The sequence below is a fragment of the Paenibacillus sp. FSL H3-0457 genome, assembly GCF_037981725.1.
GTDB lineage: Bacteria > Bacillota > Bacilli > Paenibacillales > Paenibacillaceae > Paenibacillus > Paenibacillus amylolyticus.
The window spans coordinates 6,464,988-6,483,511 of record NZ_CP150283.1; the positions used below are offsets into that span (position 1 = coordinate 6,464,988).

The following is an 18,524-nucleotide window of genomic DNA, read 5'->3' on the forward strand; positions in this document are numbered from 1 at the left end:
CGACGCAAATATCTTCTACACTAAAGATACTGATAATCATTATCATTTGTCAACATAAAAAACCAAATTTTCTTCTCTTTTCGTGCTTTATTTGGTCTTTCTGTAGCAGAAATCCCGCTCTTTCCCCAAGTACACATGAGACCTTTTCTCATTCATTCCGCGCACTTTATCACTTCTGACTGTCTTTCAAACTCTTGAATCGCAAATTTTGTGTCTGAATTGTGAATGTGTGAGTTTTTTTGTGTTTGCTATATCCGCCATATCAAATAAAAAAAGATGACCTTGAAATCTAAAGTTCAAGGTCATCTCACATACGCTCGTTTAATAAGGTATGAAGTCAGCATTTTTCATTATTGGATCAAAAGACACTTAATGAATCTATGCAACACGCTCATATAAAATAACTTACAGCTTCGGCTGAGGCATCAATTGGATTACAGTCATACTGCCCTGCGTACTCTTCACACTGGCAATACTCTCGGCATCCATATTCGCTGGAAGATCGATCTGCAATCCATACGGATAGAGACGATCTACCTCTCCAATAGACATCTGTGCAGGAGTGTTCGCATCCTGTTCATTGGATACAGATGTGTCAGGCGATGTGGAACCAGTAGCTTGATCGGCATCCGTACCTTGATCCGTGTCTCCACTCCCAGCATTAGACGGTGCATTCGTCCCTGTATCCGTTGTTGTATCAGTAGCAGGATCTGAAGTGGAATCACCCGATGTTGAAGGATCGGCCTGCTGATCGCCATCCTCCGTCTGCTCTATGTTTCCCGCTGAAGAACCATCCGTGCTTCCTTCGGAAGTACTTCCTGAGCCACCATCGGAAGGAACTTGGTTATCTGGCTCCTCATTCCGATTAAAACTCTCCCACTTACCTGTAGCATCCAACTCCTGCGTGTTGCCATCTTTCATCGTCAATTGCAGCGGGCCTTGCTCAAACTCAGTGCTTCCCGTATCATTCCTGAAACGGATCACCAGTTGGGCAGGTGATTGCGTACCCTCCTGTTCACTCGCAGGAATCATATAAGCAATCTGCTCCGCGAGCTGCACCTCCGGTTCAGCCGGTATGACAGGCTCCTGGGTAGAAGGAGGGGATGCCGCTGGCGGCTCTACAGAATCTTTCATCCATGCATATGTACCGCCAGCAATACCCAGAACCAGGATCAAGAGGATTAATCCAAACAGATTTTTCCTTTTACCCGTTAGCATCCGCACCAGTGGAGAGGACAATTCCGTCTTCGCACGGTCATAGACCGGCTTCATTGTCTTGCTGGCTCTCACATAATACGGTTTGAAAGCTGACTTCGACTTGAAAGCTTCACGGTCATGGGCTTTGAAATACGCCACGATGGCATCCGCATATCCTTTATGCGCATTGGAACCCCGGACAAACATTCGATGATCTCCTGACCATTCGAAGAATGGATACAGCCCTTCAGCACGACTTGCATTGGTGCGGATGAATTCAATCAGGCCAGGATAATCCAGTCGGTTACTACCGCTTCCTCCCCGATAAAAAGCCATCGGCAAAGCTTCATAAGCCGCTATCCCCGGATGAGCCTGCAGCTCTCCGGCAAGCCAGCGACGCGTCCAGCGTTGAAGTTCATTGCGTTCTGCCAGGGAAAGTGCCTCCAATGCCTCTTCTTCATTCCCCTCGCCACTAAGCCACACTCTCGCAGCCAGCATCATGTTCGTTCGAGCAGATACATCAGAGCCCTGACGTGCCGCCCAATCCCGAACCTCATTGCCATGCTGTAAAATATCAATGCTTAATAGCTGTTCACGGTTAACCCGTTCCAGATCCAGATCCTGAATCATAAACAGGTTAATGACATAAGCCAGCTTGTCTGCAAGGCGGGTTAACTCTTCCTGATATGCCGGATCTTGACTGGCAGACGGAGATCCCCCTTTGCGATTAGGACGGGCTGTAGCTTCAGATTGACCAATTCGTGCCGTAATGCCTGTATCATAGGTGACATCAGCGGATACCCGATCCAGTATGTTAACACGCTGGAGGGCTTCATTCGCAGACTGTACCGGATTAGGCGCAGAACATAACCGTTCACGCAGCTCATTGGCTGTCCGCTCCTGCAAGAAGCTGTAGTGGATCGCAGATGGATGGGACGTAACCCATCTTCGGATCACTTCCACAACGTTCGCTGCCGATTCCGTGCGTTTCAGCTGATTGTCCAGATAAGGCTCGAACAACAGCTTAGTGAGCGATTCATTGGCCAGCACTTTATCAAAGAAAGCCCGATTCAGCTGCGGATCCCGATCCAGCACAGCATACAATTCCTGCACAGCACGCATACGCTTCTGGGCGCGGGCATTATTCACACCGTAGATAAAATAGTCCACTATCCGGGATTGCACCACGGGCGCGGCAACACTGAAATATTCGCCAATGCGAGCTGCGACGTCTTCTTCGGGTACGTTCTCACGCTTCACGCTGTCCAGTTCCCTGCTGAGCAAGGTCAGGAACAGCTCGTTCAGACGGGAACGTTGCTGTAATCCACCATCCGGCTTCAAATAGGTCAGCAAGCCACTCAGGACATGACTTTTGTTATCCAGATACAGGTCTTCCATGCCTTGTTCAAGACCATAGAACACCGCAAGTTCGCCATAGGCTTCAATGGAAAGTTCCCGCCCAGGTTCCATGCCGGACAACATTTCATCCGCAAACGTATAGAACGCATCCGCCGCCGCAGGTTCCTGCAATAAGGCCCAAGCGAATTCTGCATAAGGTAACTTCGCCACAGATGCATCCGCATGTGTCACTCTGCCTGATACGAGATCAAAGGTGAAATCCTTCTCCGTATTCCGGTCTTTCGGACGTAACGTCCCTCGCTCAACAAACTGGACGTGGATGCCCTTCTTGGCCTGTGGCTCCTTGGCAAACGTCATGAATCCCAGCTGCCGCCGGAATGCGTATGGTAAAGCCGTGTACAGCAAACGTAACAATCCTTTGGCCCCTGCGGTCACTTCCTCTGCGGGAAGGTCCAGCGCAATGTATACTTTTCTGCGTGTCGCTACAGACTGCATTACCGCATAGAGCAGGCGCTTGAACAGCACTTCGTTCATCTTCAAGGTGCTCAGCACTTGGGTGGGTGATCCTACGCCAGCATCGGTCGCCCCACCCTGTCCGCTCCTAGGTGATATAGGCAATTCAGCAAGCGCCGGCAGAACTGTACCTTGTTCGATGTCATAGGACGTGGCGAACACGGCATCCAGCCAGCCGCCTTGTTTCATCTGCTCTTCCGAACGTTCGGGAGACAAGACGTAATTATGTGCAAAAAAGGCACTGCGCAGCCCGGTGAAATCCGCAGACTGGTACACATTTTGCCCAAGAATCGTCTCTCCACTCTCCAGATGAAGCAGGTGAATAGAAGCCGGAAACTTCGTCTCGTCCTTCTCGCTACGGCCTGTTAGCTCCGCTGGAGCATCATAGACACAGTAGGGGTGAAGCACTTTTTTGATAAAAGAAGGGTCCAGTCCCGGCGATGCCGCAACCGTATCAAACCCCTCTGTTGTGCGAAACACCCCGCGCCGCTCTCGGGTATACAACTGTTGTTCAATGGGCGGGGTTACGGAAGAACGCATCATCCCACTCTCCCCTCAATGTACTTCAGCTTGTACAATAGCCATAAGAAGGGTTCATCCACGCGAATCGGACTAACCACACCCTGCAATTTCATATCCACCGGATTGCTGCCCAGCGCAGAGACTGCGAAATAGGCTGTATCCTTGAAGTACACATCCATCGTGCCCTTGAACGGACGATCCACCTTCTCAATAAAACGCCGGATCTCCCCGTCGATATTCTCGAACTCGGTTAAGTCGAACCAATCACGGTGCACCATGTTGCGGAAGACATTACTGTTGGATTTGATATAGTCGCCCTCTTCATCCTTGAGGGAATGCAGCATGTCGCTTTTCGTGAGCACAACGGCCGTTGGAATATTCGTTTTGGCTTTGTCCTGATACGCAATAAAATCTCCGAACATCGTCAGCACCACATCGCGTGGCTCATCGTATCGTGGTGTCCACTCTCCCGGCTCGTTGCCAAGGTTAATGCGGATTTTGTCCCGAATCGAACGAATCTGAAGCGGGTCCACCATAAACAGAATGCCTGCCGAGTTCTTGATGTGTTGCCCGTGAAGTCCGAGATAATCCTGCTCCACCATACCTTCACCCGCAACGTCAAAGAACACCAGTGTCAGCGGCGCTTTATCTTCGTCCTTGAACACAAACTGGAAGATAAACGGCTCCTGCAACTTTTCCTTCTGTGTGGAATCCAGCAGATCGCCCCGTTCAAACAACGGTTCTTCATAATCCGCACGGAACCGGCGGCTAATCTCCGCATTCAATGGCATGCAAGCCGCGTCAAAATGATCGGCCGTATAATGCTGCAATGTATGAATTAATGAAGTCATGTAGACGGATTTCCCCACCTGGGATGCACCGATAATAGAAATGATGTTGCTCGGTGCTTTACCTGCCGTAACAGGTAGCTCGTTATGACATTGCGGACACAACCGGCGACGCGTAACGACACCATACCGATCGTTCAGCCCCATCACGATGTTATCGGAATAAATACGGTGTTCCTCCGGTACATCATGGGGTGCCAATACCGCCTCCATATCAAATACCGTGTCGAGTCCGAACCTTTCGCGATACCGATTCAACTTCGCATCTTCCCCGAGTGCGTAGTCCTCATCATCATCACGGTGATGGGCAGCGCGGAACACCACCTCTTCCGGTGAAAACTTGCTGAAACAATAAGGGCATACAATATCATAAAACAGCGGACGTTCCTCCGGCTGTTGTCTCTTCAAAAACCGACTAAAAAAGCTCATAGCCACTCCCCTCCCCTGATCAGTCAGACTAAGGTGATATACACTTGCACTACGATGACAGAGTAACCTCCCAATCGCTAGTCCAACTATCTAGTCTGATATAAGCCGATAGGCGGCTCCATATTTCGGTCCGTCCGTGAAGAATAATCGCACATAATCATCCTTGGCAACTTCAACGGGCGGCATCTCATTTCTTCCGGGAGCAAAATCACTCACAAAAGGATACACCGTACCATCTTCCTTATTCAGCGGAACCCCGCCCTGTTTGCGAACATAACAGAGGGCTTCCTTTGGAACAGGTACTTCCGCTGTGACGGTGATCAATACACTTTTCCGTTTCTGAAAAAAACCGCTCTTGTAGCGAATGGAAAAGCGGATATCCGCCTTCCCTGCGCTTGCAATCACCATGTTGTCCTCGTCTCGTTGACGGATCAGCACAGGTCCCTCTTCCTGCATCTGACACACATAAACCGTATACTTGATGGCACCAAAACCCGTGATCCGATCCGTGTATCCATTGCTCGCCTTATATTCCTCTCTCGTGTACAGCTTCAGCTTGCCCTGTGCAGGCTCTTCCCCGATATGATCATAGCTCATCATATCCAGCTCCAGCCGTTCCACATACACAGCTTCTACCCGTTCCGGCCAGAGCCAGCGAAGTGTACAACGCCCTTCGTCCACCGCAAGTGTCAGTTTTCGAATCAAGGGTGTCGAAGGGTCTGCATCCGTAAACCGCATTTCCATTGACCTCCCGACGTTAGAATCCTTTGCTGCGTGTATCTCTTGGTCTCTGACCAAACCCTTCGGCAGAAGAAGTTCCGCCGCCAGCTTCACGACAACCCTTGCTCTTCCGCGGCGTGTTCTCCTTAATCGGAACAATCCAGGAGAAGAGGGTCAGTACGCCAGACAAAATGAGCATCGCACCAAGTCGTACGAATGTATCACCCACGTTCGAACCGTCGAGGCCCCATTCCAGCAGAAGCCCTGCCAGTAGACCCGATACCGCACCACCAATACCGAAGCTGAGCGCGAGATGACGGTTATCAAACACAAGTCCGAGTGACACACCCAGTGCTACTCCAATTAGCAGTACGGCAACGACACGGAAAATCGCCAGATAAACGCTATGCTCCATCATACCTGTACGCTCCGTTACCAGCGTCCGTTCATCAATCGTATCGTAGATCTGCTGGAATGCCAGATTCAGACCACCGGAATCCGGTACATCATAGTACATGCCACCCGTTTGCTGGGCAATATTACGCAGCAAATCCGTTCCTGATGGGTCTACCAGACTGAGGCCGACTGTATTAATGGTAATCTGTTCGTTGTTATATTGGGACAAAATATCGGTCGTGTCCGCTTCACTGAAGCCATCGGATAACAAGATGACCACCGTACCGCGTTTCGGGTCCTGTTTGCCCTGAATCTGTTCCATACCTTCCCGCAGCACGGCATCAAAATTGGTGCCGCCCGAAGTCGTGACAATGCCATCGATTTTGCTATAAACCTCATTCTTGGCCGCTTCACTATCCAGCGCAATAAACGGCTGTAACAACTGCGGTTGGTCATCAAACGTAATGACAGCTACCTGTTTGTCACTCTCCATCTGGCTGATTAGTGTCTTGGCGGCTTCAAAACGTCCGTTATCCGGATCTGTCTCGCTCATGCTGCCCGAGTTATCGATCATCAGTACGATGTCCTTCACTTGCTTCACACCGCCCGGATTGATCTGATACAACAATTGCAGGGCGAGTCCAACAACAAATAACAGAGCCAGTGTTGCCGGAACAAGCAATTTCCACGACAGTCCCAGATACCGGAGCTTCCATGAAGCGCCATTCAGCTTGGGTGAGATCATCTCTGCGATCAAACAGAACAATCCAACGCTCAGCGCCAGTACGCCAAAGTATAATCCCATCAGCAACAGACGTGGCATCTCCCCAAGCCATTGACGCAGCATGATTTCTCCTGCCGCAAAGCCCACTGCCCCGCCAATCAGGCTGAACAGGACCAGGAGAAGATTGATTTTTCGCTGCATGTCTACATGCATCCTTTCCATACCAGCCGTAAACAGGCTGAGTTAATACAAGATTGGTGCTGGGTGTCAGGACACCGCCGGCGTCTTAACGAATGGGTGACAACTTTTCCACCAGACCAGCGGGGTGAAGTTCATAGCCATTCTCCGTGTACGAGTCATAATATACCTTGCCGTTCCGATACACCATGAGATCCTCCAGATGGAAACCGCCCATCAGATTCAGCTTCTCCACGCCACTACTGCGTTCTTCGTACACCACACCCAACTTGTAGATACGTGACGTCTCTTCGGCATGTGCCGCGTAGTCCATGAAAGCACTATGATGATCACCAAAGAAATACTTCTCTTCATACCGATGTTCCTGCGTATAATCGAATACCCGGACCCGAACAACCGCCTGATCCTCCAGCGTGTGGTACAACCTGCGGAACAGATCATCCCGGGTTAATACGTCTTTATCTCCGTAGGCAATCGTAACGTTAGCACGCTGCAACAGTTCTTCTTCAAATGGCAATCGCAATGGCTCGGCTGTAAGCAGCAACGAGTGACATACCTCCATCAACCGTTTCAGCAGACGATCATCGCCTTCTGTGGCAAGCCGGTTCATGTCTCCCATGTAACGGTTCTCAAACCATACATCCCGTCCGCGTTTGGCTTCCAGGTCGATGATTAGCTCTTCCGTCACTTTGCCGTAGTACTCCATCACGTTCTGGCCGATGTATTCATCCGCAGCGGCGATACTTTGGGCAGCTGTCTCTCGCAGTGTGCGTTCCAGCGCTTCAAGTGTTGCTGTGACGTGGCGACTAAAACGATGAAGTTCTTCCATCTCCGTATCGTAGATGCGCAGCAGATGTAATTCATTTTCCAGTCGCAGTAATTCTACCTTTGGTACATACACTCGCTCCAGCATGCAGTCAATCAGATTGCGTACATTCTGTTTATCACGGAACAACGCTCGTTTGAACGACTGATCTTCCACTCGCTCTTGCTGACGTTGCTCCAGCAGAGCACGTGCCGATTCAAGCTGCATCGATTTATCCCGAATCAGTCCGAGCAGCGCTTCACGTACACTGCCAGGCTCACTGTCACTCCAGGCCGCCCACTGGAAGTAACCAACCTCTGGATGCTCCGCGCGGGAATGTTCAGCCTGACGGCGCAGGGAACCGCTAGAGCTACGCTCGCGCACACGCTCTTCGACAAGACGGACAACGTTATCGCGGAAGTACGCTTCAGCTCCTTGTCCAAACAACGCTCTCTCCGCTTCACGAAGTGAGAGCGGCTTCAGATCGGAGAAACTGACGTTATGCGTCATGATGCCACTCATGCCACTAACCAGATCTTCATCGGGCAGCAGGCCTTCGACTTTGCGTTCCACCGAAGCCGCGTCCAGTCCAAAGAAAGCGAGCTTGTCCTTAATGCTCCAATCCGGCTCTTGCCGCATGCGTGCGAGCAGATATCGATACAGGTGATATAACACCGTCAGGGCAATCGGCTTGTTTGGCCGCCTGATCTCGGCAAAACCCGCACTTGCATAACCATGCTGATCAGAGGTAGTACGAATATTGTTTTTAAAGGATGTATTGTTGTACGTGTTCGCTCCCGTGCTTGAAACGCTACCCGAGTGATCCACATCCTGCTTCCTGTTCTTCAGCAGGCAGATGCGGCAGATGATCTCGGCATTTTCGATCCAGCCACCGGGAACGCCGGTTCCACGCTCATTTTTGTCGGACAACAGATATACCAGATCAAACAACGGTGACGCGGGATGTGTAACCGGAATGGAGATCCCATCCTCCGTCACCAGCAGTTTACCGCTGAACGTGTAGTCCAAGGACTGCATATAATCCAGTTCCCGCAGAAAAGCGAGGCCTGCTGCGCTGGCATACCCGAAAGAATCCACCTGTTCCATCTCGCTGACCAATACATGCAGATCCGTCTGCACCGACTTGAAGGCTTGGGACAAAATGGTCTCCGTCAGCTTGGTGAGCTCTGGCAACAATACATTCAGCGGATCATCCGCCCTGGTTACCACCGTAACGTAAATCCGATCAAATGACGAGTACAACCGTCCATATTCAGCAATTCGGTTACTGACCCGCCGAAGCGTACGATTCAGATCGTAGAGCGCCTGATCCGATTCGTGGAAACTGCGATGTACATCCTTACGCCGTGTTTTGGACGGTCGCTCCGTCTGCCCAGCGGACAAAGGCAAGCGATGACAAGTCACCTGACCATCATCGGACGAGCCACCATTCCTCGTTCCACCCGGATGCTCTTTCTGATCTTCTGTACCAATCTGAACGTAGACCACACCGTCTCCATTATCCCATTTCAGCCGATTGATCTCCTGCACGGCAGACACCGCGGGTGCAACCAGATCACCCACGAAAAGGAACAAAGCCGGGTAATGGATACTGCTGCGTCCATCACCCAAGCTGCCTTGACGCTCCTGCTCTATTGCATACTGCGCTGCATACTTCTCCAGATCACGCTTCAGGGTATTGTTCGAATTGAACTCCATCCCGGCCGCCATCTTACTTCAGCCTTCTGCGAATGTCGTTCAGCTTGGACGACATTGTTCTGTAGAACTGATAGATGTCTTCTCCGTTAGCCAGTTCTACCCGCTCATATTCCAGACGATCACGTGATTCCATGAACAGCGCAGCCAGATCATCCAGCTTTGTCAGCAGTGGGGTGATATCTTCTGAAGCCGTGAGATCGTTATCGCGGCGGGAGGCTTTGCGCAGCAATGTACTGCGATCCTTCTCCGCCAGACCGCGGAAGTTGCCAAACACTTCATACTCGGCAAAGTTACGGCTCTTCATCAGGTTTGCGAACGGCTCCCATGCGTCTTCTTCCGGGTCACGGTCATAGACGTAGAGGGCACCTTTTTTGACGATGGTGTCGGTATATAACGCTTCGATGAAGCGGTCATACCATTGCTCCTCGTCCTGGTACTGGGCAAGAATGCCTTCGAGTTCGGCGACTTTGGCCGAGATGGCATTCATCTTTGCCAGTTCCTCACGTACGCGCGCGATCAGCTGCGGGGAGCGTACCAGGTTTTCTTTGGCCATATCTTCATTAATACTGCCGAAAATATCCTTAACGCCTACACGCGGCAACCCTTCGGATTGCAGACGTTTCAGTTCGATCACCGCCCGCTTCACTTCGCCGAGGTTCGGCGTGGTGGACGTGAGACGCATGTCGTACGCTCCCAGTTTGGCAGACAAATCAAACGCTTCTGTTGTCACAATCGCATACCGGTTGCTTGTATTCTCATCAATCGATTTGGCTGTCACAATGTTGTATCCAAGCGCCTGCTCGAATTCGCTACGTACACGCGCGTTATACTGCTTCACGCGGGCGTTCTCATACACATCTCCCCATGATTTCTCCGGAATCGGCGACGGCAGATAGGTCCAGTTGTTTTTCTCCGTTTGCACCAAGTGGCGACCAATGCCTTCTTTGTCCAAAATGGTACGTTCATAACTTTCCTCATATACCTTAAGCGGTGTATAAACAAAGAGTGGTACCCCGTTGCGGGTATTCAGCCAGAAAATCCGGTTACGCACTTCACTTTCCTTAACGGTAAAATGAGACTTGCCCACCGCATTGTTCTGATAATTGCGAATCCCTTTCAGAATGCCTGGTGCCTGTGCCGGTACCGATACAAATCCCCATGAAGGGAAATGCAGACTGCCTGTACTGTTGCTCAGATTGAACACCGGAACAGCCTCATCATCCAACTTGCCAGCAATGAAACGTTCCACGAATTTCTCGACTGACTCATCCTGACCGTATTTGATCACCAGGAAATCTTCCATGGAACGGGTAATCAGATCACCGAATTTCTCACTCAGGAAGTCGGAGATGGAGCTGACGATATCAATCTCGTTTTCTTTCACCCATTGGCTGGAGTTTTCCAGCAATTCACGAGAGAAGTCACGGATCAGATCATCTGTATCACGCTTATCCAACAGCCCGTCCACCACACTGACGATATCCGGTACACTTACAACGTTCCAGTAATATGTTTTGTTGCCTTTGTGATCGGCTTGTTCTTCGCCACGTGTCAGGAGGTCACCGTTCTTCGTGAATATCGAGCTAAGGGCATTCAGCGTTTCGGTAAATACGTTATAAATGCGGCTGTTTTCCTGGTTCAGCAACTCATACAGATCTTCATAGAACTCGATCATCTGATCGTTGCGTTCCACGTCGGCGTGCAGCCAGTACTCATGAATTTTTGCTTCAATATAAGCATTCTTTTTCTTCTCTTTGGAGACAAAAGCACTCTTCGCATCGCCCAGTTTCTCTTCGGACTGCTCCTGAGCTGCTTCAATATCACGCGGAATGCGGAAGGCATTCTCACGCAGGGTTTCGATGTACGACTGAATCATCTTCAGTACACAGAAACCTTTTTCCGTATAAATCAGACGGGAGACATAAAACGGACCTTGTTCGGGATGCAAAAACATACGCCGGATCTGTTCGGTGAACTGACCCGCAATCTCACCAGGCAGTTGTTTCTTCGCTTTAATATATTCTTCACGAGCACGAGCCAGGAAGTTCTGCTCCAGTTCAGTATCCATATTCACAACCTGTGATTTCACCACGTTGCCATAGGATAAACGCTCGCTGTTCTGATACCCAGGCAGTGGCTCTGGCACGCGCGCTTCAAAGGACTTGACCACACTTTCGAGATCAATACCCAGCTTGCGGGCAAACTTCTCGGTATCCTCCTGGTTTGGTGCTTTGGAGAACATGGTGTTCATTTTATCGAACATGCGATACGCCAGATAAGTGGTCATCTCTTCAATCGGCAGGACAGCCGAAGATGCACCGATGATGTTGTAATCATAGTTAGCCGGGTACACCTTGTTCATCTGTGCAATGTTGGTGCGAATGTTGCTGATATAGTCATGGATCGCAAACTCCTCACCCGACTGCTTCTCCTCACTTGCCATGAAGTTGGTAATGTTCTCGGCCGTGACGTTCATGCAGTAATCGTAGGCGTTCTCCAGCAATTTGCCTTCGGTATTCGTAGCAGAGATTAGATGACACAGGTTAAATGGAGGCAGTGGTGAGTTGACGGTTAAAATATTGCCGTACTTCTGTGTAAACCGCTCACCGCGGCTATCCACGTTCATCCAGTAATCCAGCTCTTTGAGCGCAGCATATCCGTTTTTACGAATGTATTCACGAGTGTGTTCACTCAAGCTTTTGTTGGACAGGTTCACATCTGGCGTGAACAGATATCCCAGCGTATTCACGCGGTCAATCCCGGCAGAGCCGTGATCCCGTTCGATAATGCCGCGCACGATATAGGAAATATCGAGGAAACAGCCGCTGCCTGTGCCGCCGGACAGACCTGTCAGCAGGAACACCATAAGTTTTTTGTTGGTGCCTACGGATAAGGTTTTGATCTTTTTGTCGATAGCCTGTACGACCTGATTAATCTTGGTGAACAGGAGCAGACGTCCAGCCTGACGCACCCCTGCGGCGCCGTTCATGCCGTCCGTAATGCTCAGTTCGGGAGACAGCCAGTCCGTAATATACGGTTCAAGCACGCTGCGGTTCTGTAGAAGTCCGCCAATTTCGGCATTGGACAGCAATACGAATTCATTGATCGGATCAAGTCCGATCCCTTTATACTTTTTGGCACGATCCTGTTCGTTTGTCTCAAAAGCCAGAAACTCCACATTGTCCGGCTTGTCCATTTTTTTCTTGGATACCGGGTCCTGTGGCAGCTTGAAACGACGGTTGATCTGATATTTAAGGCGCAGCAGCGCATCAATTCCCGTTCCTCCCAGACCAATAATCAGAATGGGATTATCAATCGTATCAACTCTGATCTTCTCACTGACAATACCTCCGCCAAGTGATACATCCAGTTGCTGAATATGTTCTCTAACAATCGGTTTCATTCCATGTCCTCCTTAGATTAACGCACGTATGCTTCAATCTATATAATTAAACTAAAGAATATTTACACTTGCCACTCCGTTGACAGAACAACCTTCCGATCGCTGTTATCCCCAGATTTTTTGATTCTCTTTTTCAACGGTGAAAATCTGGGGATAGCCTATGCTTCCGATGTAGCTTTCTTTCAGAAAGCTTTTAGGCGAACGCTTCGCTTCTTCAGGTTTTCTCTGTCCTCTGCGTTCTCGTGTAAATGGATTAGTTCAACTTATATAGCTTACATTCATTTAGCTATAATCCTTCACACCAAATACTCGATCAAAATCGTTTTGTCCGCCTGTTGCAGCGGGATGCTCAGTCGGTCACCGTTCTTCAGTTCAACGCCTGAGCTTGCATCGACTGCACGACCGGATTTCTCCAACGTACCGCCTGCGGTGTTACGGATTATAATTCGATCCCCATTGCTGGGCGTGAATACATATTTTTCGGTTTCCTTCAGCTCAGGGTCCAGTTGCAACAACTGATGCAGATGAAATCTACCGCGGAAGGATACCAGCTTTTTATATTGTGGATATGACTTGTCTCCTGTGTTCTCATCACGAATCTCCACAACCATCTGGCCTACAAATCCCCGGTTTTTGCGTTTCAGCCAGCCCATCAGGAACCATGCTCCAACACCTACGACAATCAGAGCTATAACACCCAGGATGACAGGTAACCAAGGAAACGGCTTATCCTGTTCACCGCCTGACGTTGTTGGTTGAGATCCACTTCCGGCTGCTCCGCTAGCGTTGATCGTGATTGGCTCACTTTCACGGTAGAAGCTGTCTTCTTCCGCACGGATGACTAATTCATAGTTATGATTGTCTGGTACTTCAAACGTTCCGGCAAAACCAGAACCTGTGTTTTCCAGCGGTTGTTCTTCACTTTTGCCTGTATCCACATCTTTCACAACCAGCGTGGCCTTCATATCCTTATACAGGTCATTATCCTGAAGCGGCTGACCGCCATTCTCCAGTTTGGCTGCAAGATCAACCTTGTCTCCTTTGGTATAGGACTTGGTCTTAATTGGGTCCACAACGAGCTGAAGATCATAGTTGAACAACAGGTTGATATCGATGCTGTCTTTCGGAGCCCCTTTTACCCGAAGTTTCCAGTCTCCTTCTTGGGGTTTCAACAGCTTCACGAGTGAATAACTCTTCGACGTCGAGAGCTTGGCTGCGTCCGATTTCAGGTCTACAGCTTGTCCAGAAGGGTCCGTCAATTGCACTTCCACCGGCTTCGAAGACATGATCGAAATGTTTGCTTCCAATACACTGTCATTCGGTACATTCACGGTAACTTCCTGATAACTGCCGTTTCCCGTTACAGAGGGCAGCTTCACCACATTCAGTTTGGCATGATCGGCGAAGATCTCACTCAGAATCTGTGGCAGATCATCCGGCGTATCGGTAATGAATGATTTACCTCCAGTCTGCTGAGCCAGGTCTGCGAGTGCATTCTTGTTCAGCTTGCCATCGGCGTTCAATCCAATCGTATACACCGGAATACCCTGATCCTGTGCTTCCTTCACGGCTTTTGCCAGGTCAGCATCAGATTGTGCCTGTGTACGGCCTTTGGTTTTGTTAAAGTCATTGTTACCATCCGCCAGCAGCACGATCATTGGCGAGTGGGATGGGTCTGCACCATGATTCAGTATGTTCACGGCTTCGGCGACACCAACTGAGACATCGGTATATGGCCCCCGGCCGAGCTGATCAATAAAATCTTTCAGGCTACTCTTGTCCGCATCGGACTGAATCTCCAGCATAGCCTTTTCCCGCTCCACCTGATCGGTATAAGCGACAATCCCTACCTTGTCCCCCTGGACGGGCAGCATATCAATAAACATTTTCATGGCTTCATTACTGATCTTGTCACGGTCACTTGTATTCATCGAATTACTTACATCGGCTACAAGTACCGCATCGATTCCGCTTGTCTGTGCCTGAGCCGCTGCAGCTTGTGGCAGCAACGCTTGAGGTAACAGTAGCGTTAGAATTGCCAGCAGAACCATCGTTCCACTAAGCCAGCGTATTTTGCGTGTCCGCAGCATTGGGTGTACTCCTTCACGTTTGAGATTAAAATGGGAATAGTTTATTATAGGCGTCAAGCCTTAAGGAAATCTTAACAGTCTACTAACAAATTCTGAAAAGCACCCCTATCTTGAGTTACAGTTTTGTAATGACTGACAAAAATCGACGATTTCATGCCTTGAACTGGCACAAAAGTACCAACTATGGAAATATGATATAGTTATTGCCAGCAAACTGCAATATAACAGCGCTTGTTCACCAAGCCATAGAAGGGAACGGATTATGGTTACATACGGATGCCTCGCCATATTGTTTCTTTTTGTCATTATAAAGGTAACTGCACTCCAGCTTCATCGGCGGAAACCAATCTCCCGCGAAGACACGGATCGTACCCTCTACACTATTCTGAATGGTGAGCGTGATTGAGCATGAGTACTAAACTAGTTGTATCCATAAGACCATTTCATCGAACGACCTATGCCTATGAAAAGTTGCAAGTCTGCTCACGTTGTGGACAGTACACCTGCCTGTGGGAAGAGGAGTGCACGGCCTGTGGCCGGGGTACCTTGAATTCCGTTCAAGCGAAGGCAACTTCCCGTGTGAAACGCCGGATTGCACGCGACTTGTTCATTACGATATTGTTCGGTGTAGCTGCTACCTATTTCGGTGAGACCATAGATCAGACCATGGCGGCAGCCAGCATTTCCCTGCTGCTTCTGGCCTTACTGATCTTCATGCAGAAACGTTCATTCGAGGTAGAGCAGCAGCGCGAGTTGAAGCGCACGTTACAACAGGATGAGGAACTCATCCGCCAGGGTATTAACCGCAACTGGGCTCTGGTCGCCGAAGCTCGAAAGCAGGATGAAGCACTTGCCTATGAGATGCTCCGCGAGATCGGCTCACTCGTCTACAATGACCGGATTCGACTGCAGCAGGTTGCGCTGTTACAATCCTTTGTCCTGCGTAGTGACATGGATTTGCAACTCAAGCCCTTGCTGCTACGCAGCTTCGAGCGGCTGCTCGCTGAATATATCGGTGAGATTGCTCGGCTCAAGCCGGATTTGATCCGGGAAGATGCGATTCGTTATATCGCAACCTATGAAGTGAACATTTTACAGCTCCACAATGGAATTCAGATACTTACAGCCGTAGCTGCTGCTGCCGTGCGCAAGAGCAAATATATTGAGTTATTCCCTAGTCTTATTACCCGCTACGCCCGCTTTATGCCCAAGGATCGCTTCATGAGACTTTATCACACGATTGAACGCTATCCGAGCAAGGCACGAGGGGGATTGGCCGAGTCGGTAGGTCGGGTGTATAACGAGAAATATCGGGATCAATATGCAGATGTTCAGCTGTAGGGATGATATATTGAGAAAGAAAAACGTAGTTTAGTGCAAACTCACTCCCTGTATATAGACGAATGCAATTTCATCCATCCCTGCATGCGCGTCAGCACCACAGATCGAAGGTTATGCTTCTAATGATATAAGAATTAATCCAAAAACACCCCATCCTTAGGTCTAGGATGAGGTGTTTTGAATTTTATGGCAGTCTGCCACGTGCTAAACGCAGTACACGAAAAAAAAGGAAAAACTACATGGGGAATACCTAAATGGCATCTTCCATGGACCAAGCAGGCGCGCAAACAGGCACTCGCAGATGACAAAAAGAATAAGCGGAAATGAGCATCTGTCCTGGTGAAAAAGGGCCGCGACGTGGTTCCGTCGCGACCCTTGATCTGAGGGTTGGGTACATCCGTACCCGAACCCTCTCATATGTGCCATGCCAAACCCTGTGGCATGGCATGTTGCCTGCGCAATTGCGGCTGCATCGCCGCTTGCGCCAAGGCTTTACCGTCCGCGACGAGAATCGCGACGGTCGCCCTTCGCCGGTCCGCGTCCTGCGGATTCCGGACGGCGAGAGCCTTCGCTGCTGCGCCCGGAGGTGCGCTTGTCGGCACTACGGCCAGCCCAGCCGCTGCTAGCTGCACCGCGTCCGCCTTGACCCGCTGCACCACGACTGCTGTCGCTGCTGCGCGCGGAACCACGACCTGCGCTGCGCTCGTCGCCACTGCGACCCGCACCGCGTCCACCTTGACCTGCTGCTCCGCGACTGCTGTCGCTGCTGCGGCCACCGCTACGACCACCACTGCGTCCGCCTTCACTGCGGCCACCTTCGCCACCGCGGGAACCACGCCCCCCACGTCCGCCATCTCTGCGATCGTTACGGCCTGCACCGCGACGGGCACTACCAGTTCCGGAAGAGCGTCCGCCTGAACGTTCGTCATCCCCCTGACTGTTGATGGAACGTCTAGCTGCTCCAGTCGAAGCAATTGGACCTTCGCTTGTCCACTGAATACGGGACAGCTTCTGGTCGATACCTTGCTCAATACGTGCAAGTTCCGGTCTGTCGTGCTCTGTTGCAAACGTTACAGCAAGACCTGTACCGCCTGCACGGCCCGTACGACCAATCCGGTGAATATAACTTTCCGCATCATGCGGCATATCGTAGTTAAATACATGCGTGACGCCTTCTACATCAAGTCCGCGTGCAGCTACATCTGTAGCAACCAGCACTTGCAGTTTGGCATCACGGAACGCTTTCATTACGTTCTCACGCTTGGATTGGGACAGATCTCCATGAAGTTCATCACTTGCATAACCTGCTTCACGCAGATCTTGGTTCAGCTTGGATGCACGACGCTTGGTCCGACAGAAAATAATCGCCAAGTATGGGCGATACGTATCAATCATGCCGCGAAGTGCTTCTAATTTACCACGATCCGTGCATTCCAGCACTTGCTGGCGAATTTGTTTGATCGGAATAACAGATTGAGAAGATACTTTTACATCTTCCGGATCTTTCATGTAGGTCTTCGCCAGGTTGCGAATGCCCTTAGGCATCGTTGCTGAGAACAGCATTGTCTGACGTTTATGTGGCAGCTCGCTAAGAATCGTCTCCACATCGTCCAGGAAGCCCATGTGCAGCATTTGGTCGGCTTCATCCAGTACCAGTTTTTTCACATTATCCAGCTTCAACGTGCCACGGCGCAGGTGATCCAGCAGACGACCCGGTGTACCAATAACGATCTGGGTACCGTTCTGCAATTTACGCAGTTGTTTGTCCACATCCTGCCCACCGTATACGGCAAGCACGTGCAGTTTATCGTCATTTGCCGTGAGCTTCTTCGCTTCTTCCGTAATTTGCAGCGCAAGCTCACGCGTAGGCGCGATAATCAGCGCTTGTGGCGAACGGTCGGATACGTTAATTTTCTGAATAATCGGCAGCAAAAATGCCAGCGTTTTCCCTGTTCCTGTCTGTGCCTCAGCGATAATATCGCGTCCACCCAGCAGTACCGGAATCGAACGCTCCTGTACCGGAGTCGGCACGGCGATTCCCTGATGTTTCAGGATCTCGCACCATTCCGGGCGAATGCCCAGTTGTTCAAAGTTTGCCAATCGTTACACCTCTGTATATTCATTTAGATAAGTCCATTTCATAATGACCTTAGTATCAGTATCTGCCATCAAGACTAGTTTTCCTTATATCAATCATGATTATGAAATGAATTTTTTAAAAAGCAATCCACTCGTTGCTCTTCTTCTCCATACCCTGTAG

The 18,524-nt window shown here is 50.1% G+C and carries 10 protein-coding genes; 2 read left to right on the plus strand and 8 right to left on the minus strand.

What is annotated here, in order from left to right; genetic code table 11:
* Positions 1-405 precede the first annotated feature (405 nt).
* The 7 genes from MHH25_RS28460 to MHH25_RS28490 all read right to left on the minus strand — a co-directional run bounded on the left by MHH25_RS28460 (position 406) and on the right by MHH25_RS28490 (position 14,923).
* Complete coding sequence (locus MHH25_RS28460; protein ID WP_143781099.1) at positions 406-3,612, minus strand: hypothetical protein; 3,207 nt, start codon at positions 3,610-3,612, stop codon at positions 406-408.
* On the minus strand, positions 3,609-4,868 hold the full coding sequence (locus tag MHH25_RS28465; protein WP_024632789.1) for a hypothetical protein: 1,260 nt from the start codon (positions 4,866-4,868) through the stop codon (positions 3,609-3,611). Before MHH25_RS28465 ends, MHH25_RS28460 begins: the two co-directional genes overlap by 4 nt.
* Before the next feature lie 90 nt (positions 4,869-4,958).
* A complete protein-coding gene (locus MHH25_RS28470; RefSeq protein ID WP_076319274.1) occupies positions 4,959-5,606 on the minus strand; it encodes a beta-mannanase in 648 nt (215 codons plus the stop codon).
* Positions 5,607-5,625: 19 nt separating this feature from the next.
* On the minus strand, positions 5,626-6,909 hold the full coding sequence (locus tag MHH25_RS28475) for a vWA domain-containing protein (RefSeq protein ID WP_340018664.1): 1,284 nt from the start codon (positions 6,907-6,909) through the stop codon (positions 5,626-5,628).
* An 85-nt stretch (positions 6,910-6,994) separates the two neighbouring features.
* Positions 6,995-9,442 (minus strand): transcription initiation factor TFIID, encoded by a 2,448-nt coding sequence (locus tag MHH25_RS28480; protein WP_340018665.1) that lies wholly within the window; start codon positions 9,440-9,442, stop codon positions 6,995-6,997.
* Position 9,443: 1 nt separating this feature from the next.
* Positions 9,444-12,833 (minus strand): tubulin-like doman-containing protein, encoded by a 3,390-nt coding sequence (locus MHH25_RS28485; RefSeq protein WP_076319276.1) that lies wholly within the window; start codon positions 12,831-12,833, stop codon positions 9,444-9,446.
* Positions 12,834-13,129: 296 nt separating this feature from the next.
* Positions 13,130-14,923 (minus strand): VWA domain-containing protein, encoded by a 1,794-nt coding sequence (locus MHH25_RS28490; RefSeq protein ID WP_076328712.1) that lies wholly within the window; start codon positions 14,921-14,923, stop codon positions 13,130-13,132.
* A gap of 262 nt (positions 14,924-15,185) precedes the next feature.
* Here MHH25_RS28490 and MHH25_RS28495 point away from each other — a divergent pair, with 262 nt between their 5' ends.
* Positions 15,186-15,329 (plus strand): hypothetical protein, encoded by a 144-nt coding sequence (locus MHH25_RS28495; protein ID WP_179086527.1) that lies wholly within the window; start codon positions 15,186-15,188, stop codon positions 15,327-15,329.
* A 2-nt stretch (positions 15,330-15,331) separates the two neighbouring features.
* The gene (locus tag MHH25_RS28500; RefSeq protein ID WP_076328711.1) at positions 15,332-16,264 is read left to right on the plus strand and encodes a hypothetical protein; all 933 of its coding nucleotides are present in this window, start codon (positions 15,332-15,334) and stop codon (positions 16,262-16,264) included.
* Positions 16,265-16,756: 492 nt separating this feature from the next.
* On the opposite strand, the gene MHH25_RS28505 is transcribed toward MHH25_RS28500, so the two are convergent.
* The gene (locus MHH25_RS28505; RefSeq protein ID WP_074092592.1) at positions 16,757-18,364 is read right to left on the minus strand and encodes a DEAD/DEAH box helicase; all 1,608 of its coding nucleotides are present in this window, start codon (positions 18,362-18,364) and stop codon (positions 16,757-16,759) included.
* Positions 18,365-18,524 lie beyond the last annotated feature (160 nt).